Origin of the sequence: Rhodococcus sp. H-CA8f, assembly GCF_002501585.1 — a bacterium.
Lineage (GTDB): Bacteria > Actinomycetota > Actinomycetes > Mycobacteriales > Mycobacteriaceae > Rhodococcus_F > Rhodococcus_F erythropolis.
On sequence record NZ_CP023720.1, the window covers coordinates 4,488,824 to 4,503,935 of the forward strand.

General features: G+C 63.3%; 17 protein-coding genes. 5 read left to right on the forward strand and 12 right to left on the reverse strand.

Annotated elements, in window-relative coordinates; genetic code table 11:
- Positions 1–42: 42 nt before the first annotated feature.
- From CPI83_RS20790 to CPI83_RS20800, 3 genes are read right to left on the reverse strand one after another with little or no spacing between them, the layout of a single operon-like run.
- Complete coding sequence (locus CPI83_RS20790) at positions 43–609, reverse strand: Clp protease N-terminal domain-containing protein (protein ID WP_097387650.1); 567 nt, start codon at positions 607–609, stop codon at positions 43–45.
- Between the two features lie 5 nt (positions 610–614).
- On the reverse strand, positions 615–866 hold the full coding sequence (locus CPI83_RS20795) for an HTH domain-containing protein (protein ID WP_003941869.1): 252 nt from the start codon (positions 864–866) through the stop codon (positions 615–617).
- A gap of 52 nt (positions 867–918) precedes the next feature.
- Positions 919–1,656, reverse strand: a complete 738-nt coding sequence (locus CPI83_RS20800) for a 1-acyl-sn-glycerol-3-phosphate acyltransferase (protein WP_003941959.1) — start codon at positions 1,654–1,656, stop codon at positions 919–921.
- 122 nt (positions 1,657–1,778) lie between these two features.
- Here CPI83_RS20800 and CPI83_RS20805 point away from each other — a divergent pair, with 122 nt between their 5' ends.
- Complete coding sequence (locus CPI83_RS20805) at positions 1,779–2,402, forward strand: GNAT family N-acetyltransferase (protein ID WP_020968948.1); 624 nt, start codon at positions 1,779–1,781, stop codon at positions 2,400–2,402.
- Here CPI83_RS20805 and CPI83_RS20810 read toward each other — a convergent pair.
- Positions 2,300–3,403 (reverse strand): PLP-dependent cysteine synthase family protein, encoded by a 1,104-nt coding sequence (locus CPI83_RS20810; protein ID WP_019744346.1) that lies wholly within the window; start codon positions 3,401–3,403, stop codon positions 2,300–2,302. The genes CPI83_RS20805 and CPI83_RS20810 overlap by 103 nt on opposite strands.
- Positions 3,400–3,684, reverse strand: a complete 285-nt coding sequence (locus CPI83_RS20815; protein WP_007728513.1) for a DUF4229 domain-containing protein — start codon at positions 3,682–3,684, stop codon at positions 3,400–3,402. The genes CPI83_RS20810 and CPI83_RS20815 overlap by 4 nt, the downstream gene beginning before the upstream one ends.
- 393 nt (positions 3,685–4,077) lie before the next feature.
- On the opposite strand from CPI83_RS20815, the gene CPI83_RS20820 reads away from it, so the two are divergent.
- Together CPI83_RS20820 and CPI83_RS20825 are read left to right on the forward strand one after the other, a co-directional pair.
- Complete coding sequence (locus CPI83_RS20820) at positions 4,078–4,290, forward strand: BldC family transcriptional regulator (RefSeq protein ID WP_003942029.1); 213 nt, start codon at positions 4,078–4,080, stop codon at positions 4,288–4,290.
- Positions 4,291–4,454: 164 nt separating this feature from the next.
- Positions 4,455–4,661: a hypothetical protein gene (locus CPI83_RS20825; protein WP_019744349.1), complete on the forward strand. Its 207-nt coding sequence runs from the start codon at positions 4,455–4,457 to the stop codon at positions 4,659–4,661.
- Positions 4,662–4,686: 25 nt separating this feature from the next.
- On the opposite strand, the gene CPI83_RS20830 is transcribed toward CPI83_RS20825, so the two are convergent.
- From CPI83_RS20830 to hemL, 7 genes are all read right to left on the reverse strand, one after another.
- Complete coding sequence (locus CPI83_RS20830; RefSeq protein ID WP_097387651.1) at positions 4,687–6,393, reverse strand: MinD/ParA family protein; 1,707 nt, start codon at positions 6,391–6,393, stop codon at positions 4,687–4,689.
- Between the two features lie 142 nt (positions 6,394–6,535).
- Positions 6,536–7,498 carry a c-type cytochrome biogenesis protein CcsB gene (gene ccsB / locus CPI83_RS20835; RefSeq protein ID WP_047889757.1) on the reverse strand — a complete coding sequence of 321 codons (963 nt, stop codon included), beginning with the start codon at positions 7,496–7,498 and terminating at the stop codon, positions 6,536–6,538.
- Positions 7,495–9,159 (reverse strand): cytochrome c biogenesis protein ResB, encoded by a 1,665-nt coding sequence (locus CPI83_RS20840; RefSeq protein WP_021333939.1) that lies wholly within the window; start codon positions 9,157–9,159, stop codon positions 7,495–7,497. The genes ccsB and CPI83_RS20840 overlap by 4 nt, the downstream gene beginning before the upstream one ends.
- A complete protein-coding gene (locus CPI83_RS20845) occupies positions 9,156–10,004 on the reverse strand; it encodes a cytochrome c biogenesis CcdA family protein (protein WP_003941906.1) in 849 nt (282 codons plus the stop codon). Before CPI83_RS20845 ends, CPI83_RS20840 begins: the two co-directional genes overlap by 4 nt.
- Positions 10,005–10,006: 2 nt before the next feature.
- Positions 10,007–10,612, reverse strand: a complete 606-nt coding sequence (locus CPI83_RS20850) for a TlpA disulfide reductase family protein (protein ID WP_003942071.1) — start codon at positions 10,610–10,612, stop codon at positions 10,007–10,009.
- Positions 10,609–11,268, reverse strand: a complete 660-nt coding sequence (locus CPI83_RS20855) for a histidine phosphatase family protein (RefSeq protein ID WP_003941868.1) — start codon at positions 11,266–11,268, stop codon at positions 10,609–10,611. The genes CPI83_RS20850 and CPI83_RS20855 overlap by 4 nt, the downstream gene beginning before the upstream one ends.
- 67 nt (positions 11,269–11,335) lie before the next feature.
- Entirely contained in the window at positions 11,336–12,661 is a 1,326-nt protein-coding gene (hemL, locus tag CPI83_RS20860) for a glutamate-1-semialdehyde 2,1-aminomutase (protein WP_019744354.1), read from the reverse strand.
- Positions 12,662–12,771: 110 nt separating this feature from the next.
- Between hemL and CPI83_RS20865 the strand changes: the two genes are divergently transcribed.
- Both CPI83_RS20865 and CPI83_RS20870 read left to right on the forward strand, forming a co-directional pair.
- Positions 12,772–13,119, forward strand: coding sequence for a hypothetical protein (locus CPI83_RS20865; RefSeq protein ID WP_029254849.1), 348 nt, complete (start codon positions 12,772–12,774; stop codon positions 13,117–13,119).
- A 59-nt stretch (positions 13,120–13,178) separates the two neighbouring features.
- Positions 13,179–15,110 carry an acyl-CoA dehydrogenase gene (locus tag CPI83_RS20870; protein WP_046379830.1) on the forward strand — a complete coding sequence of 644 codons (1,932 nt, stop codon included), beginning with the start codon at positions 13,179–13,181 and terminating at the stop codon, positions 15,108–15,110.
- Positions 15,111–15,112 lie beyond the last annotated feature (2 nt).

The following is a 15,112-nucleotide window of genomic DNA, read 5'->3' on the forward strand; positions in this document are numbered from 1 at the left end:
TGCTGGCACATCCCGCCCCGTGCATGCGGAGCCGTGCCGAATCTAGGCGGCGCGATTCATCTTCGCTTCCAACCGCTCACGGATCACCGATATCGTGACCTGCGTTTCGAGGGCCTGACGGGTAGGCCCGTCGGCGACACGCAGGATGCCGAGAAGGATGTGTTCGGCACCGATTCGATTGTCCTTGTGCGCGAGCGCTTCACGAAGCGAGAGTTCCAACACCTTCTTGGAGTCCTTCTCGAATCGTGAACGAGGAAACCCGAATCGGCCTTTCCGCGAAGTATCGACACCGTCCGGCACGGGCGTCTCGTCCAGCACACCTTCGCCGAAGGACTGCTCGAGACTCTCCCGAACCGCATCGAGATCGATGCCGATCGACTTGAGTATCTCGGCGTCGTCGTCGAAATTGTTCGAGCTACCTTCGTTCGATCCGGCGCCGGCGTGGTGGATCACGTCGAGGGAGACACCGGACTCGGTGAGCACCTCGGTGGCGATGCCCCGATCAGAGGTGAGCAGCGCGGTCAGAAGTTCCATCGGCGTGACCGGACCGGATCCGGCGACAGCATCGACAACGACGCCACGAGCCTGTGCGGAGAACCTTTCGAACATGGCAATTACCTGCCCTTCTCGCGCAGTGAACGCAGCATCGATTCCGACTGCGCGGACGCGTATTTCTTGTGGACGGCTTGACGGCTGACCTCGAGAGCTTCCGCGATCGCCTGCCAGGACCATCCGTGACGGCGCGCGTTGGCGACCTGAATGGCCTCGAGTTTTTCGAGTAGACGACGCAGCGCTCGAACAGCACGCAATCCCTCGGTGGGATCCGGGCTACCGGCGGCAGCAGCGAGAGAGGTTGCTTCGGTCATGATGTCAATTTAGGTTGACAACTGGAATCTGTCAACCAAAATTGACAGGCGCCTAGTATCCGGCGACGGCCCCGTTCACTGCCACCTGCAAGTCGGCCTGCACAGTTCGGGCGATATCCATCGGCTTGTCCGGAAGTTCGGTCACCGGCATTCCGACAAAGACACTCGCAGCCTTGACGTCGCCGGCCACCGGGCCGTAATTGATGCCGATCGACACCAGGGCCGGTGAGCATCCCAACTTCTCGGCGCGCGCGACGATGTGGCCGATTCCGCTGTTGACGTGCTGCAGCCGCGTCGGATCTTCGGTGTTGCACGTCCCTTCCGGGAAAATCGCCAGACAGTCCCCGTTGCCCAGCCGCTCGGCCGCGACGTCCATCATCACTCGGCCGGCATCCGAAACAGCCCGGAGGCCGTAGTTCTTGCTGCGAAAAACCGGGATGCTGCCCATCATGTCGACCTTCTTGCGCTGTGAAGGATCAACGAAGAGTTCGTCTTTGGCGAGGACCCGGGTCCGTCCGATCACTCGACGCAACGGAGTACGCCACGCGGTCGCCGCGAGCGTGAACTGGTCGCTCTCGGTCAGATGATTGACTGCCACGACCAACTGCGTCTTTCGTTCCAGCAGAGTCTTCAGCGCCGCTTCCGCACCCGGCGCGTACCTCACTCGCGGGCGGTACTTCAGCGCCAATGCGGCATAAGCGAGCTTCGCCACAAATCGGTTCTGCTGATGACTGCGGTAGTACTCGTACACAGCCTCGTAATTGTCGAGTGAAACTTCAGGATTGCCCATGATCCGCCCTCGCTGGAGAAGTGCCCCTTGACCAAACGATACACAACCTACGGTTGCGTAGGTTTGCGTTACAGAAGGCGTAGCGCTGGGAGAAACTCCACTCTCGAGGTAAAACGGTTTCTGTGATCCGCTCGGCCATATCCACCGACCTACCCGCACTGCAACAGATCGAGATCGCCGCGGGCGAACCGTTCCGAGACATCGGGATGGACGCCATCGCAGACGATCCACCGCCGACGCTCGACGAGTTGAACGATTTTCTCGCAGCCGAGCACATCTGGGTTCAGACCGACGCAAACGACGTACCCGTTGCGTATGCGCTCGTCGAGATCGTGGACGGCGGTGCACATATCGAACAGGTTTCCGTTCACCCCGATCATGCCCGCAAAGGCCTCGGAGCTCAGCTGATCGACGCCGTCACCGAATGGGCGGCGGACCATCACCACGATCTCGTGACTCTGACGACGTTCGTCGACGTTCCGTGGAACGCGCCGTACTACGAGCGACTCGGGTTCGTGCGTCTGGCCGAGAACACGCTCTCTCCCGGCCTGATACGCATCAGAACGGACGAGCAGTCGTCCGGGCTGGACGCCTGGCCGCGGGTGACGATGAGCCGCCCGTCACACGGTCCGGCGCCGGCGATTCAGGAACTGGCCGTCCACGCACCCGAACGGACGAACTCGTCCAACACTGCCGTCGGACCGAGCAGGTCGATCCCTTCCGACGCCACCCATTCGTCGTTGTAGTACGTGCCCGAGTAACGCTCTCCGCCGTCGCACAGCAGCGTGACGACGCTGCCGCTGCGCCCGGCTGCCATCATCTCGGCAATCAACGCAAAAGCTCCCCACAGGTTCGTCCCTGTCGAGCCACCCACTTTGCGCCCCAGGGCTGTGCTGGCGTGCCGTGCGGCCGCGATCGAGCCTGCGTCCGGCACCTTGATCATTCGGTCGACCACCTGACCGACAAACGACGGTTCGACGCGCGGACGGCCGATGCCCTCGATCCGAGAGCCCCGTGTACCGACGATCGACGGATCGCTCGCTCGCCACGCGTCGAAGAACACGGAGTGCTCCGGATCTACCACGCACAGCCCCGTGTCGAATTTCCGATAGCGAAGAAAGCGGCCGATCGTGGCGCCGGTTCCGCCCGTCCCGGCTCCGACGACCACCCAGTCGGGAATCGGATGTTCCTCGTGCTCGAGCTGAGTGAAGATCGATTCGGCGATGTTGTTGTTTCCACGCCAGTCCGTCGCGCGCTCGGCGTGGGTGAACTGGTCCATGTAGTGACCGTTCAACTCACTCGCGAGCCGATGCGATTCCGAGTAGATCGAGGACGGATCGCTCACGAAATGACAACGTCCACCCTGCGCCTCGATCAGTGCGATCTTGGCGGGACTCGTGCTCGCGGGCATCACCGCGACAAAATCCAGGCCGAGCAACTTCGCGAAATACGCCTCGCTGACAGCCGTCGAACCGGACGACGCTTCGATGACAGTGGTCTCTTCGGTAACCCAGCCGTTGCAGATCGCGTAGAGGAAAAGCGACCGTGCGAGTCGATGCTTGAGACTTCCCGTGATGTGGGTCGACTCGTCCTTCAGATAGAGCTGGACGGTCCAGTTACTCGGCAGCGGATAGCGCAGTAGGTGAGTGTCCGCGCTGCGTTGCGCGTCGGCTTCGATCAGCCGCACCGCGTTGTCGACCCACTGGCGCGAGGTCCGACGGTCGACGTCGAGCGACTCCGTGGTCACCGCCCGTCTCCGCGCAGCTTGGAGCGAAGATCGTCACGATCGGACCGACGCTGGGCGTCGACCGCCGCAATGCCCGCATTGACACGCTTGCGCAGTTTCGCGAAGAGCAGCAGCGACAGCGGCAGCGCGATCAGAACTGCGAACAGTGCCGCGACGATCAAGGGAACGTCGGTGCCGGCGAGCTTTCCGCCACCGATGATGACGGCACCGATCACGACGACAAGCAGCAGCCGAGCGACCGAGTACAGCACCACGTCGCGGGCCAGTTGACCCTTGGTCACCGGCCCGGCAGCCGACTTTGCTTGCCCAGAGTTTGCGGAGGGTTTACTGGCCTTGACCGGCTCAGAAGGAACATTTTCGGGGTTTTCAGACAACTGACTCACCCTCTCAGGTTACCCATTCCGAATACGGGTGGGACTGAGCCCGCTATATCCATTTTGTCCTTTACTTAAACATTACCTTATCTTGAAAGATCGACTACCCGGCTATATCTGTGCAAACATTGCGCTACCACTCAGAAAACGGTCGAATGTGAGCGAAGGACTTCGAAACAAACTCGACGCAGGTTTTTGGCAACTGGTCGACACAACGGTTCGGAACCAAAGTTCGGAATCACTGCTCGGTTCGGAATCACTGTTCGTCAAACGTTCGACATCAACATGGAGGACCTCACAATGAGCGCACCAACCTTCAATACCGCCGCAGACGCACTCATGACGCCCGGACAGGTAGCGGCATTGTTTCATGTCGATCCCAAGACCGTGACCCGCTGGGCACACGCAGGACGACTGGGCTCGCTTCGCACACCAGGAGGACATCGTCGATTCCGTGAGACCGAGGTCATGCAGCTTCTGCGCTCGCTGACCACCGAAGCGGACAACAACTGAGCAACTTTCGCTCACGTCGAAGTACTTGTAGTACCCGACAGATCTTGCAGTACCCGACAGATACAGCACTAGCGCACTGAGCCGAAACGCTTGTCCGCACCACTTCTGGTGAAGCGGGCCGGAGACTGAGTAGGCTCGACTTCAGTTCCCTGAGGAGGTGCGCCGTGTTGTATCTGTTGGCGTTGGTGGGTTTGGTGACATTGATCGTTCTGATGTGGAAGGCGTTCGGGCCCGATCCGTCGACGCGTACCCCGGTGAGCGGCGTACGCGGGCCGGACGACGATCCCGAATTCCTGTGGAATGTGAACCAGCAAACACGACGCAAGCGCACGGAGGGGCCGGACGTACCGCCGACTGACACGTCGACGTAGCGTCCGGGCTCACCCGGCTATCCGATTACCGCCCCGGCAACGCGAACGGGGAGGCCGGAAAGTCCTGCGCAACCACCGCAGCCAACTCCAGCACCGCTTCCCGAGTACCTGGACGCAGCCGGTCCAGATCGATTTCGGCGCCCTCTTCCAAATGCGGATCGAACGGAATCAGTCTCACCGCTCGACAGCGCTGCTCGAAATGCTCGACGACCCGGGGCAGATCAACCTTGCCCGAGCGAGGCCGTACCGCGTTGATGACGGCTACGGACGTGGCGACCAGCCTGCTGTAACCGTGAGCGTCGAGCCAATCAAGTGTCGCGGAGGCGCTACGTGCACCGTCGACGGATCCGGAACTGACGACGATCAACGAATCTGCACCTTCGAGAATGGCCTGCATCGCCGAGTGCATCAATCCGGTGCCGCAGTCGGTCAGAACTATGCTGTAGAACTTCTCGAGCATGTCGACCGTGCGCGTGTAGTCCCCGCCGCTGAAGGCCTCTGAAACTGCTGGATCGCAGTCGGAGGCAAGCACTTCGAGACGATGGCGATTCTGCGATGTGTAGCCACGGACGTCGCTGTACTTCTCGATGCTGTTCTCGTCGCGCAGCAGGTTTCGCACTGTTGCCGGAGTCTCGAGCGGGATCTTCTGGCTCAGCGTTCCCCGGTCGGGGTTTGCATCGACAGCGACGACGCGATCGCCGCGGATCGAGCCGAACATCGACCCCAGTGTCGCAGTGGTCGTGGTTTTTCCGACGCCACCTTTGAGACTGAGCACCGCAACCTTGTAGCAGCCCTGCAGCGGCTGGTTGATCTGGCGCGTCAACTCGACGAGGTGCTGCTCCTTTGCACCGTTTCCGAGGTTCACCGATCGGCCGGACAACGTGTACAGCGCCTTGCGCCAGCCACCCACCGGGGCAGGCCGGACAGGCCGCTTGACGAGGAGCGCAGCCGAGAGATCTTGCGCAGTCATCGGGAGAGCTGACTCGAAGCGACTGTCCGGAGCCGAGTTGAATCCGGTCTGCGGCATCGGAGCGCGAGTAGGTGGCGCTGTCGGCGGGGCCATCGGCATGGCCAACCCATTCGGCACGGCCTGACCATTTTGCAGGGCGTGGCCGTTCTGCACCGGCGCAGCGCCGGGGTGCCCGAACTGCCGAATCACGGGATTTGGCGGATGCACGCCGGGCGCAAAAGGCGCCTGCGGGTGCTGGAGCGGTCTCGCGGATCCATGCGCGGTCGGACTGGGCTGCGAATTCTGGACAGGCAGCGAATTCTGGACAGGCAGCGAATTCTGGACAGGCTGCGAATTCTGGACAGGCTGCGAATTCTGGACAGGCTGCGGAGGGCCAGTTCGCGAATCCGGCACCGACCCTGCACGATTCGTAGGTTCGTAGGTCTGCATCGGCATCGCGGGCGAGGTCGAGAACTGGCCGTTGATCGGGCCCGGCTGTGCTGCCGGATACTGGATGACCGGAGTCTTGGGACCTGGTACCGGCGCCGCCGGAGTCGCTGGGGTCGTCGTCGGCGGCGGAGCGGCAGGTGCACTGGGCGCCTGGCCGGCGACTTGCTGGAGCGGGCCGGAGTCGACCGGGGCCACGAAGAGACTGCGAACATCACTGGGAACCGAGTCGGATGACGGCTCGGGCGCGGATGTGCGCAGCTCGCGCCGCGTCGGCTCGGCAGGACGCACCGGCTCCCACAATCCTGCTCCGGCGTCTTCGATCTTGTCGGCCATCTCGCAGTTCCCCCTCGTCGATCCCGCAGCTACCAGACAGCTAGTAATTCACCAAGCTGCATCGTAGCTGGCGCCGCCCCTGACTTACCCACCGGTGATACCTACAGACCGGTCGGCAGCCACCCACGGTACCTCGAGAGGATCAGTTGAGTCCCGCGTAGGAGTGCAAGCCGGACACGACCATGTTGATGATGAAGAGATTGAACAGCATCGCAACGAATCCGGCGATGTTGATCCAGGCAGCCTTCGTCTCCCGCCAACCAGACGTTGCCCTCGCGTGCAGGTAGGCCGCGTAGATCACCCAGGCGATGAAGGACATCGTCTCTTTGGGGTCCCAACCCCAGAAGCGTCCCCATGCAGCTTCCGCCCAGATCGCACCGAGGATCACACCTGCGCCGAACAGCGGAAATGCGATGATCGTGCTCTTGTATGCCAAGCGGTCGAGCGTCTGGGCGTCCGGCAGTCGCTCCGCGATCCGGCCGCCGATGCTCGTGCCTTCGTCACCGGGCGGGAACTTCAGTCGCAACAGGAACAGGAGGCTGGCGATACCGCCGATCATGAAGATGCCGGAGCCGACGCTGACGATCGTCACGTGAATCGGCAGCCAGTACGAGCGCAGCGCCGGAACCACGGGAGCCGCGTCGGCGTAGAGAACCGTGCCGGCGAGGAACATCAAGATCAGAACCGGTACCAGCAGGAAGACCCACATCGGACGGTACGCCGGCTTGATCAGCAGGACGTGCCCGACCAGCAACGACGCCGCACACGCCATCGCCACGAATTCGTACATGTTGCCGAGTGGGAATCGTTCCGTCGCAAATCCGCGGAGCACGATCGACGCGAAGATCAGTACCGTTCCGACAACCAAGACAGCTCGGCCCATTCCGCCGAATCGCTCCGAGAGCGACTTGGTCGGAGTCTCCGCGACCCTGCCAGGCACGGACGCATCGACTCCGCCGGCGGTGACCAGTTCCTTGTCCTGAACCGCCTTTGCTCTGGCCGACGCGTACTGCACGATGAGCAGCACAAACGCCAGCACAAGCACGGTGAAGGCGGACTTGAAGGCCCAGTCGCTGTACTGCGCGAGTGTCTCGTTGGTTGTCATCGGGCGTTCTCCTGCGCGTGCGGTTGGTTCACCGCGGTGGTCGGATTGCTTTTCAGCAAGCGGTCGGCGAGGCGGTCGAACTCGTCGCCCCAGCCTGCGTGGTCGGTGCGGGCAAGCCCACCAAGTTCTACTACAGTACGTCGTTCGTCATCTGGATAGATACGTGCCCAGACGCGGCGACGCTTGATCACGAGCGAGACGAGCAACCCCGCCATCATCGTCAACGCTGAAACCAGTACCCACACCTGAGCGGGATCGTGGGAGACCTGCAGGTTGACGAAGTCGACGGCACCATCGAATCGCACCTGAGTTCCGTCGGCAAGCGTCGCGCTCTCACCCGGGAACAGATTGACCCGATCCTGCTTGACCAGTCGGCCCTGATTGATCAGTTCGGTGTTGAGTTCGAACAGCGATTGCGGGTTACCGGTATCGAGTCCGGTATCACCCTTGTAGATGTCGATGGCGACTGCCGGATCGTTCATCGCCGGGTAACTCGACGACAGCAGGTTGCCGTGGAACAGCGCTGTGGGCGCGAACAATCCTTCGATGGCAATCTGGTTCTTCCGGCGCTCGTCCGTATCGGGATACATGCCGCCCGGCGGGTCGAAACGCATCGCGCCACTACTCAGGAACGTCGTGGCGTCGTCCGGACGCCACTGGAGCGTCTCGGTGCGGGTCTCACCGTTCGGGAACGTGACGGTGAATGTCGGCGCGTATCCGTGTCCCTGCAGGTACACACGATCGCCGGCGATCCGCAGCGGGTGGTTCACCTGGATGGTCGTGTCCCGCCAGGTATCGGACTCGAGGTCGTCGCCTGCCTGGTACGAGATGTCCGAGGTGAACATCTCGGCCTGACCGGTCTCGAGGTAGTCGGCCTGGAAATTCTTCACACGGACACACAGCGGGGTCATGCCGGTGCCGTCGAGGCTCAGGCCCGCGACGAACGAGTCGAACACTGCCGGCGAAGTCGTGCAGAATCCGGGGCCGTCGTTGGCGATGACGATGCGATTGCCCTCGTAGCCGAACAACTTGCCCGCGGCAATCGCGATCAACAATCCGACCAGGGACAGGTGGAACACGAGGTTGCCGAATTCGCGGAGGTATCCCTTCTCCGCCGAGATGGTGATCTCGCCTTCGCGTCGTGATTTCGTATCGCCGCGACGCGTTTCGACGCGCCACCCACGCAGTTCTTTCGACACCCGGGCAGCAAGTTCGTCGGGAGTCTCGCCGTCGACGACGCTCTTGGTGTGGTGCGGCAGGCGAGCAAGATTGCGCGGCGCATTCACCGGACGGGTGCGCAGCGCCTTCGCGTGCTCCACGCAACGCGGCAGGATGCAGCCGACCAGCGAGATGAAGAGCAAAGCGTAGATCGCGGTGAACCAGAAGCTGCTGAACACGTCGAACAGTTCGAGGCGGTCCATCCACGGACCGAGCGTCGGACGCGCGGCGATGTAGTCGGCGACCTTGCCCTCGTTGAGGGTTCGCTGTGGCAGCAGGGCACCGGGGATCGCAGCGAGTGCGAGGAGGAACAGCAGAACCAGTGCGGTCCGCATCGAGGTGAGCCCGCGCCAGGTGTTGCGCCCGAGTGCAACGACTCGACCGATCACCGACTGCTTCGGCAGCACGGGTGTCGGGTTGTCGTTATTGTCGTCAGCTGTCATATCGGCAGCGTCACCTCCGAGATAAATGCGTCGCGAACCCAGCCGACGAACTGGTCCCACGCGCCTGTGACGAGGGCGATTCCCACTGCCACCAACATGATTCCGCCGAAAATTTGAATGGTGCGTGCATTACGACGCAACCAGCCGACGCCGGTCAGCGCACGCGCCGATCCCAGCGCCAAGATGATGAACGGCAGGCCGAGTCCGATGCAGTACGCGACGATCAAGGTGACACCGCGCGCGGCGGTCATCCCGTCGGTTCCCGCGGCTACGGACATCACGCCTGCCAATGTCGGCCCGAGGCATGGCGTCCACCCCAGCGCGAACACTCCCCCGAGCAGCGGCGCCCCCACCAGCGACGACACACGACGCGGTTCGAAACGGACGTCTTTCTGCAGCGCCGGGATGAGTCCGATGAACACCAGGCCCATCGCGATCGTGACCACACCGCCCACGCGCATCAGGACCTCGCGGTTGACGAGCAGAGTCGAGATCACGCCGAACACCGACGCGGTCGCGAGAACGAAGACGACGGTGAAGCCGGCGACGAACAGTCCGGCCGCACCGGCGACCCTCAGGCGGCTGCTCCGGGTGATCGTCCGGGTCCTCGCCTCGTCGGCGGTGATCGCGGGGGCGTCGGCGCCGACGACGCCGGCCAGGTAGGACAGGTAGCCGGGGACGAGCGGCACGACGCACGGTGAAGCGAACGACACCAGACCGGCGAGCACACAGGCGCCGAGGGCCAGCAGAAGCGGACCGGACGACGCCGCGTTCTGAAACGCTTCGCCCACACCGGCACTCAGTGTGTCGCTGCCTGCCAGCAGCGTGGTGGTCGTGGTTGTCATCTTTACTGCGCGTCTTCCTGAGCTACTCGCTGGACGACGGGCAGCAAATCCTCGGCGAGAAGTTCTTGGAGGAACACCGCGGCAACGCGATGCTGGCGGTCCAGGACGATCGTCGTCGGAATGACCGACGTGGGGTAGCCGTCACCGAGGGCGATCAGCGAACGCATCGACGGGTCGTAGATCGACGGGTACGAGACCTTGTTGTCGACCACGAAGTCTTGCGCTTTGTTCTTGGTGTCGTCGCGGACGTTGATGCCGAGGAACTGCACGCCCGAATCCTTGGTCTGCTCGTAGACCTGTTCCAGGTCGTCGGCTTCGGCGCGGCACGGCCCGCACCACTGACCCCAGACGTTGAGGACGACGACCTTGCCCTCGAAGTCGTCGACGCCGACCTTCTGACCTTCGTTCATCAGATCGGGCCCGGAGAGCTTGCCGATGGTGCCTCGGTCGGACGGTGGATCGTAGAAGATCTTGGTCTGCCCGCCCGGTGAGACGAAGTCGAAAGTTCCGCCCTGTGCGACGGCGTCGTCGCCGGTCGCGCAGGACGAGAGAAGAAGCATCGCCGACGCAGCGGCTGCGAATGCTGCGGCGATGCGGCGCGAAATCATGCTCCTGTCACTCTCGGGTCGGAGGCACCGGCAGGTTCGGAGTAGACGATGTCGACCAGGGTGTCGCCTTCGTAGACCAGTGAGGTCAACGAGGCCAGTCCACACTGACGGTGACGGGGATCGTGCCAGAGACGCTCGCCCTGCAGGAATCGACGCAGTGTCCAGACCGGAAGCTGATGGCTGACGACGACGGCTTCGTGTCCGACTGCCGCGACGCGTGCGGCGTTGACGGCTGCGAGCATGCGATGAGCGATCTGCAGGTAGGGCTCGCCCCAGGACGGGGTGAACGGGTCACGCAATTTCCACCAGTGACGCGGACGTGAGAGCGCACCGTCCCCGACGGCAACCTTGAGACCCTCGAACTCGTTGCCTGCCTCGATGAGGTTTTCGTCGGTGACGATGTCGAGCTTGTGTGCCTCGGCGATCGGCGTCGCGGTCTCTTGTGCGCGCTGCAGCGGCGACGCGACCACGTGGGTGATGTCGTGATCGGCGAGCACCGACGCGACCGCACGAGCCTGGGCTTCGCCCGCCACCGACAACCGGAAGCCCGGGAGCCGTCCGTAGAGGATCCCGCGCGGGTTGTGAACTTCGCCGTGGCGAAGGACGTGGACGATGGTGCGGGTGGACGTGTGGTCGGGGTGATCGGCGTCGGTCACAGTCGAGGGTCCTCGCTGAAGAAGATGGATGTCGGAAGCGTGCGGTTGTTGCTCGAGCTTGAACGTGTCAGGGCTTGACGGCAGCAGCTGCGGCCTTGGCGGCGTGCGGCATGGCGTCGGCGATGATCGAGAATGCTCGATCGTCGAGTGCAGCGGAGACGAACCACGCTTCGAACGCGCTCGGCGGCGGGTACACGCCGCGGGAGAGCAACGCGTGGAAGAAGGCGGGGAATCGCCAGGTCTGCGCGGCTTTGGCTTCGTCGTAGTTGGTCACCGTGTTCTCGGTGAAGAACACGCTCACCAAGGTTCCGGCGTACTGCACACGGTGTTCGACGCCTTCGGCGGTGAGGGCTTGGGTCATGAGGTCGCCGAGGGCGGTCGCGTTCCGGCCGAGCTTGGCGTACACCTCGGCGTCGGCGGCGCGCAGACTCGCGAGTCCGGCGGCGACGGCCACGGGGTTACCCGAGAGGGTGCCGGCCTGGTACACGGGACCGTCCGGCGCGAGGTGACCCATGATGTCGGCGCGGCCGCCGAAGGCTGCGGCAGGCAGGCCGCCGCTCATGACCTTGCCGAAGGTGTAGAGGTCGCCGGCGACGTTGTCGATGCCGTACCAACCCGAGGCGCTGACGCGGAATCCCGTCATCACCTCGTCCATGATCAGGAGTGCGCCGTGCTCACGGGTGAGACGACGCAGACCCTCGTTGAAACCGGGAAGCGGTGCGACGGCGCCCATGTTTCCGGCGGCAGCTTCGGTGATGACGCACGCGATGGCGCCGGGGTTAGCGGCGAACGCCGCGGCGACTGCATCGAGATCGTTGTAGCGGACGACGATGGTGTCTTCGGCTTGAGCGCCGGTCACGCCGGGTGAGGTCGGCAGCCCGAACGTCGCGAGGCCCGATCCGGCGTCGGCGAGAAGGGCGTCGACGTGGCCGTGGTAGCAACCGGAGAACTTGATGATCTTGGTGCGTCCGGTGAATCCGCGGGCGAGGCGGACTGCGCTCATCGTGGCTTCGGTTCCGGAGTTGACCAGGCGAACCTTTTCCACGGGCGCGACGCGGGCGACGATTTCCTCGGCGAGGGCAACTTCGCCTTCGGTCGGCGCACCGAAGGAGAGACCGCCGAGCGCTGCTTCACGAACGGCTTCGACGACTGCCGGGTGAGCGTGCCCGAGAATCATCGGACCCCAGGACGACACCAGGTCGACGTAATTGTTCCCGTCGACGTCGGTGAGGGTGTAGCCGGATGCTTCGCGAATGAATCGCGGTGTTCCACCGACCGAACCGAACGCGCGGACGGGCGAGTTGACGCCACCCGGAATCACGTTGCCGGCACGTTCGAAGAGCCGAGCGGAGTTCGTTGCATGCACGTCGGGATCACCGGAAGACACAGTCACGGCTTCCAGTGTCCCAGTTCTGTCGAATCTGACAACGACAGGGTGTAGGACTTCGGTGCTCGAGGCGAGTTTTCCGGTCGAACCGGGCCCCGCGTGAGACGATTCCGAGCATGAAGCGACTGTTGACGACGCTGATGGTCTCGGCTGCGATTCTTCTCACATCGTGTGGTTCGGACGCTTCGAACGACGACAAGGCGACAGTTTCGTCGCCGCCGAGCGCCACAGACTCGGCTCGAACCACCGCGACAACGAGCACCGACCCGGCGTTTCTCGGCGGGTGTTCGGCAGTGTCCGTCTACGTTCAGCAGCGTGTTCAGAGCGGCGACACGTCGACACAGACGGCGGGCGCCGACTTCCTGAAGATCGTCGAGAACGACCCTTCGTACCAGGCTATGTCCGAGAGCGAGAAGGAACTCTTCCGCCAAGGAATCGAAGCGGGTGCCGCGGGCTCCTGCTGAATGTGAGGTTGGGATCGAACCGGGTTGCCCGCGGTGCGCTACGCGCTATCGTCGGTTCCATGGCCACCACAGCGGACCACCTCAGGACAACACTCGACGGACGCTGGCGGGAGGTGCGTGAGCGCGTTCGCGGCGAATTGAACGACGAACGTTTTGCTCCGCACTACACACCCAACACCGCCATTGCGCGCTCCAAGGCTCTCGAACAGATGCGGGTCCTCGCCGATCTCGGCTACGCCGCAAACGGTTTCGCGGTCTCTCACGGCGGAACGGGCGACGCGGGTGGCGCCGTCACCAGCATCGAGATGCTCGCGATGTCCGACCTCTCCCTGATGGTCAAGGCCGGCGTGCAGTGGGGACTGTTCGGCGGCGCCATCGAAAACCTCGGCACCGAGCGTCACCACCAGGCGTACGTCAAGCCGCTGATCGACCTGGACCTGCTCGGTTGCTTTGCGATGACCGAGACCGGTCACGGCAGCGACGTCCAGGAACTCGAAACCACGGCAACCTACGACGTCGAGACGGGCGAGTTCGTCGTCAACTCCCCCACTCCGTCTTCTCGCAAGGACTACATCGGCGGCGCTGCCCAGCACGCCACTGTCGCGGCAGTGTTCGCACAGCTGATCACCGGAGGCGAAAGCCAGGGCGTCCACTGCTTTGTCGTGCCGATTCGTGACGACGCCGGCAACGACCTCCCCGGAGTGACGACGTCCGACTGCGGGCTCAAGGGTGGACTGCCCGGAGTCGACAACGGCCGCATCGTCTTCGACCAGGTCCGCATCCCGCGGGAGAACCTGCTCAACCGTTACGCCGACGTCGCCGAGGACGGCACGTACACTTCGGCGATCGAGAACCCGAACCGTCGGTTCTTCACGATGGTCGGCACATTGGTTCGTGGACGTGTCACCGTCGGTGGTTCGGCGGCAGCGGCCGCCCGCGTGGGATTGGCCATTGCCGGTCGATATGCCCTGCAGCGCAGGCAGTTCAGTGCTCCGAAGAGTGACGACGAGGTCCTGATCATGGACTACCTCGTCCATCAGAAGCGTCTGCTGCCGTTGATCGCCCGCTCGTACGCTCTGCAGTTCGCACAGAACGAACTGGTCGCCGCGATGCACGACATTCAGAGCAGCGACGACCCGGACCCGCAGGAGCAGCGCGAACTCGAGGGTCGTGCCGCCGGACTCAAGGCCGCCAACACGTGGCATGCCACTCGGGCAATCCAGGAAGCACGCGAAGCCTGTGGTGGCGCAGGCTATCTCGCCGAGAACCGCCTCACCGCGCTCAAGGCTGACACCGACGTCTTCACCACGTTCGAGGGTGACAACCACGTTCTGACGCAGTTAGTCGCAAAAGAACTCCTCACCTCGTACGCCGACGAAGTCCGCGGCATGAGCCCGGTCGACTGGATGCGTTTCGCGGCGACGACGGTCTCCGACGTGGTCAAGAAGCGCACGGCAGCGCAGCAGATCCTGCAGACGATCGTCGACACTCGCCAGGACAACGAAGAGGACGGCAGCCTCTTCAACCGCGGCACCCAGATGAAAATGTTCGAAGACCGCGAGGAGTACCTACTCGCCACTGCGGCAAGGCGATTGCAGGCAGCGCAGAAACGCGAGGAGAACCCGTTCGACGCGTTCAACTTCGTGCAGGACCACGTGCTCAAAGCCGCTCAGGCGCACATCGAGCGCGTCATCCTGGAAGCATTCGTCGCCGGCATCGACTCGTGTGAGGACGAGACCGCAAAGGAACTCTTCGGCGAGGTGTGCGACCTCTACGCACTGTCCGTGATCGAGGAGGACAAGGCCTGGTTCATGGAGCACCGGCATCTGTCGGTGGAGCGTTCGAAGGCCGTGACGCGCGGGATCAACGAGCGTTGCCGCACCCTGCGCCCCCACGTCGAGACACTGATCGACGGGTTCGGCATTCCGGACATCCTGCTGGGGTCCGCGATGCTCGACGGACCGGGCACGGACGCCGTACGGCTGAAGTAAAG

Coding starts and splice junctions, on each gene's coding strand:
- CPI83_RS20790 (WP_097387650.1), bottom strand. CDS start 609: ATGTTCGAAAGGTTCTCCGCACAGGCTCGTGGCGTCGTTGTCGATGCT.
- CPI83_RS20830 (WP_097387651.1), bottom strand. CDS start 6,393: ATGGCCGACAAGATCGAAGACGCCGGAGCAGGATTGTGGGAGCCGGTG.
- CPI83_RS20795 (WP_003941869.1), bottom strand. CDS start 866: ATGACCGAAGCAACCTCTCTCGCTGCTGCCGCCGGTAGCCCGGATCCC.
- CPI83_RS20800 (WP_003941959.1), bottom strand. CDS start 1,656: ATGGGCAATCCTGAAGTTTCACTCGACAATTACGAGGCTGTGTACGAG.
- CPI83_RS20850 (WP_003942071.1), bottom strand. CDS start 10,612: ATGATTTCGCGCCGCATCGCCGCAGCATTCGCAGCCGCTGCGTCGGCG.
- CPI83_RS20845 (WP_003941906.1), bottom strand. CDS start 10,004: ATGACAACCACGACCACCACGCTGCTGGCAGGCAGCGACACACTGAGT.
- CPI83_RS20870 (WP_046379830.1), top strand. CDS start 13,179: ATGGCCACCACAGCGGACCACCTCAGGACAACACTCGACGGACGCTGG.
- CPI83_RS20840 (WP_021333939.1), bottom strand. CDS start 9,159: ATGACAGCTGACGACAATAACGACAACCCGACACCCGTGCTGCCGAAG.
- CPI83_RS20820 (WP_003942029.1), top strand. CDS start 4,078: ATGAGCGCACCAACCTTCAATACCGCCGCAGACGCACTCATGACGCCC.
- ccsB (WP_047889757.1), bottom strand. CDS start 7,498: ATGACAACCAACGAGACACTCGCGCAGTACAGCGACTGGGCCTTCAAG.
- CPI83_RS20865 (WP_029254849.1), top strand. CDS start 12,772: ATGAAGCGACTGTTGACGACGCTGATGGTCTCGGCTGCGATTCTTCTC.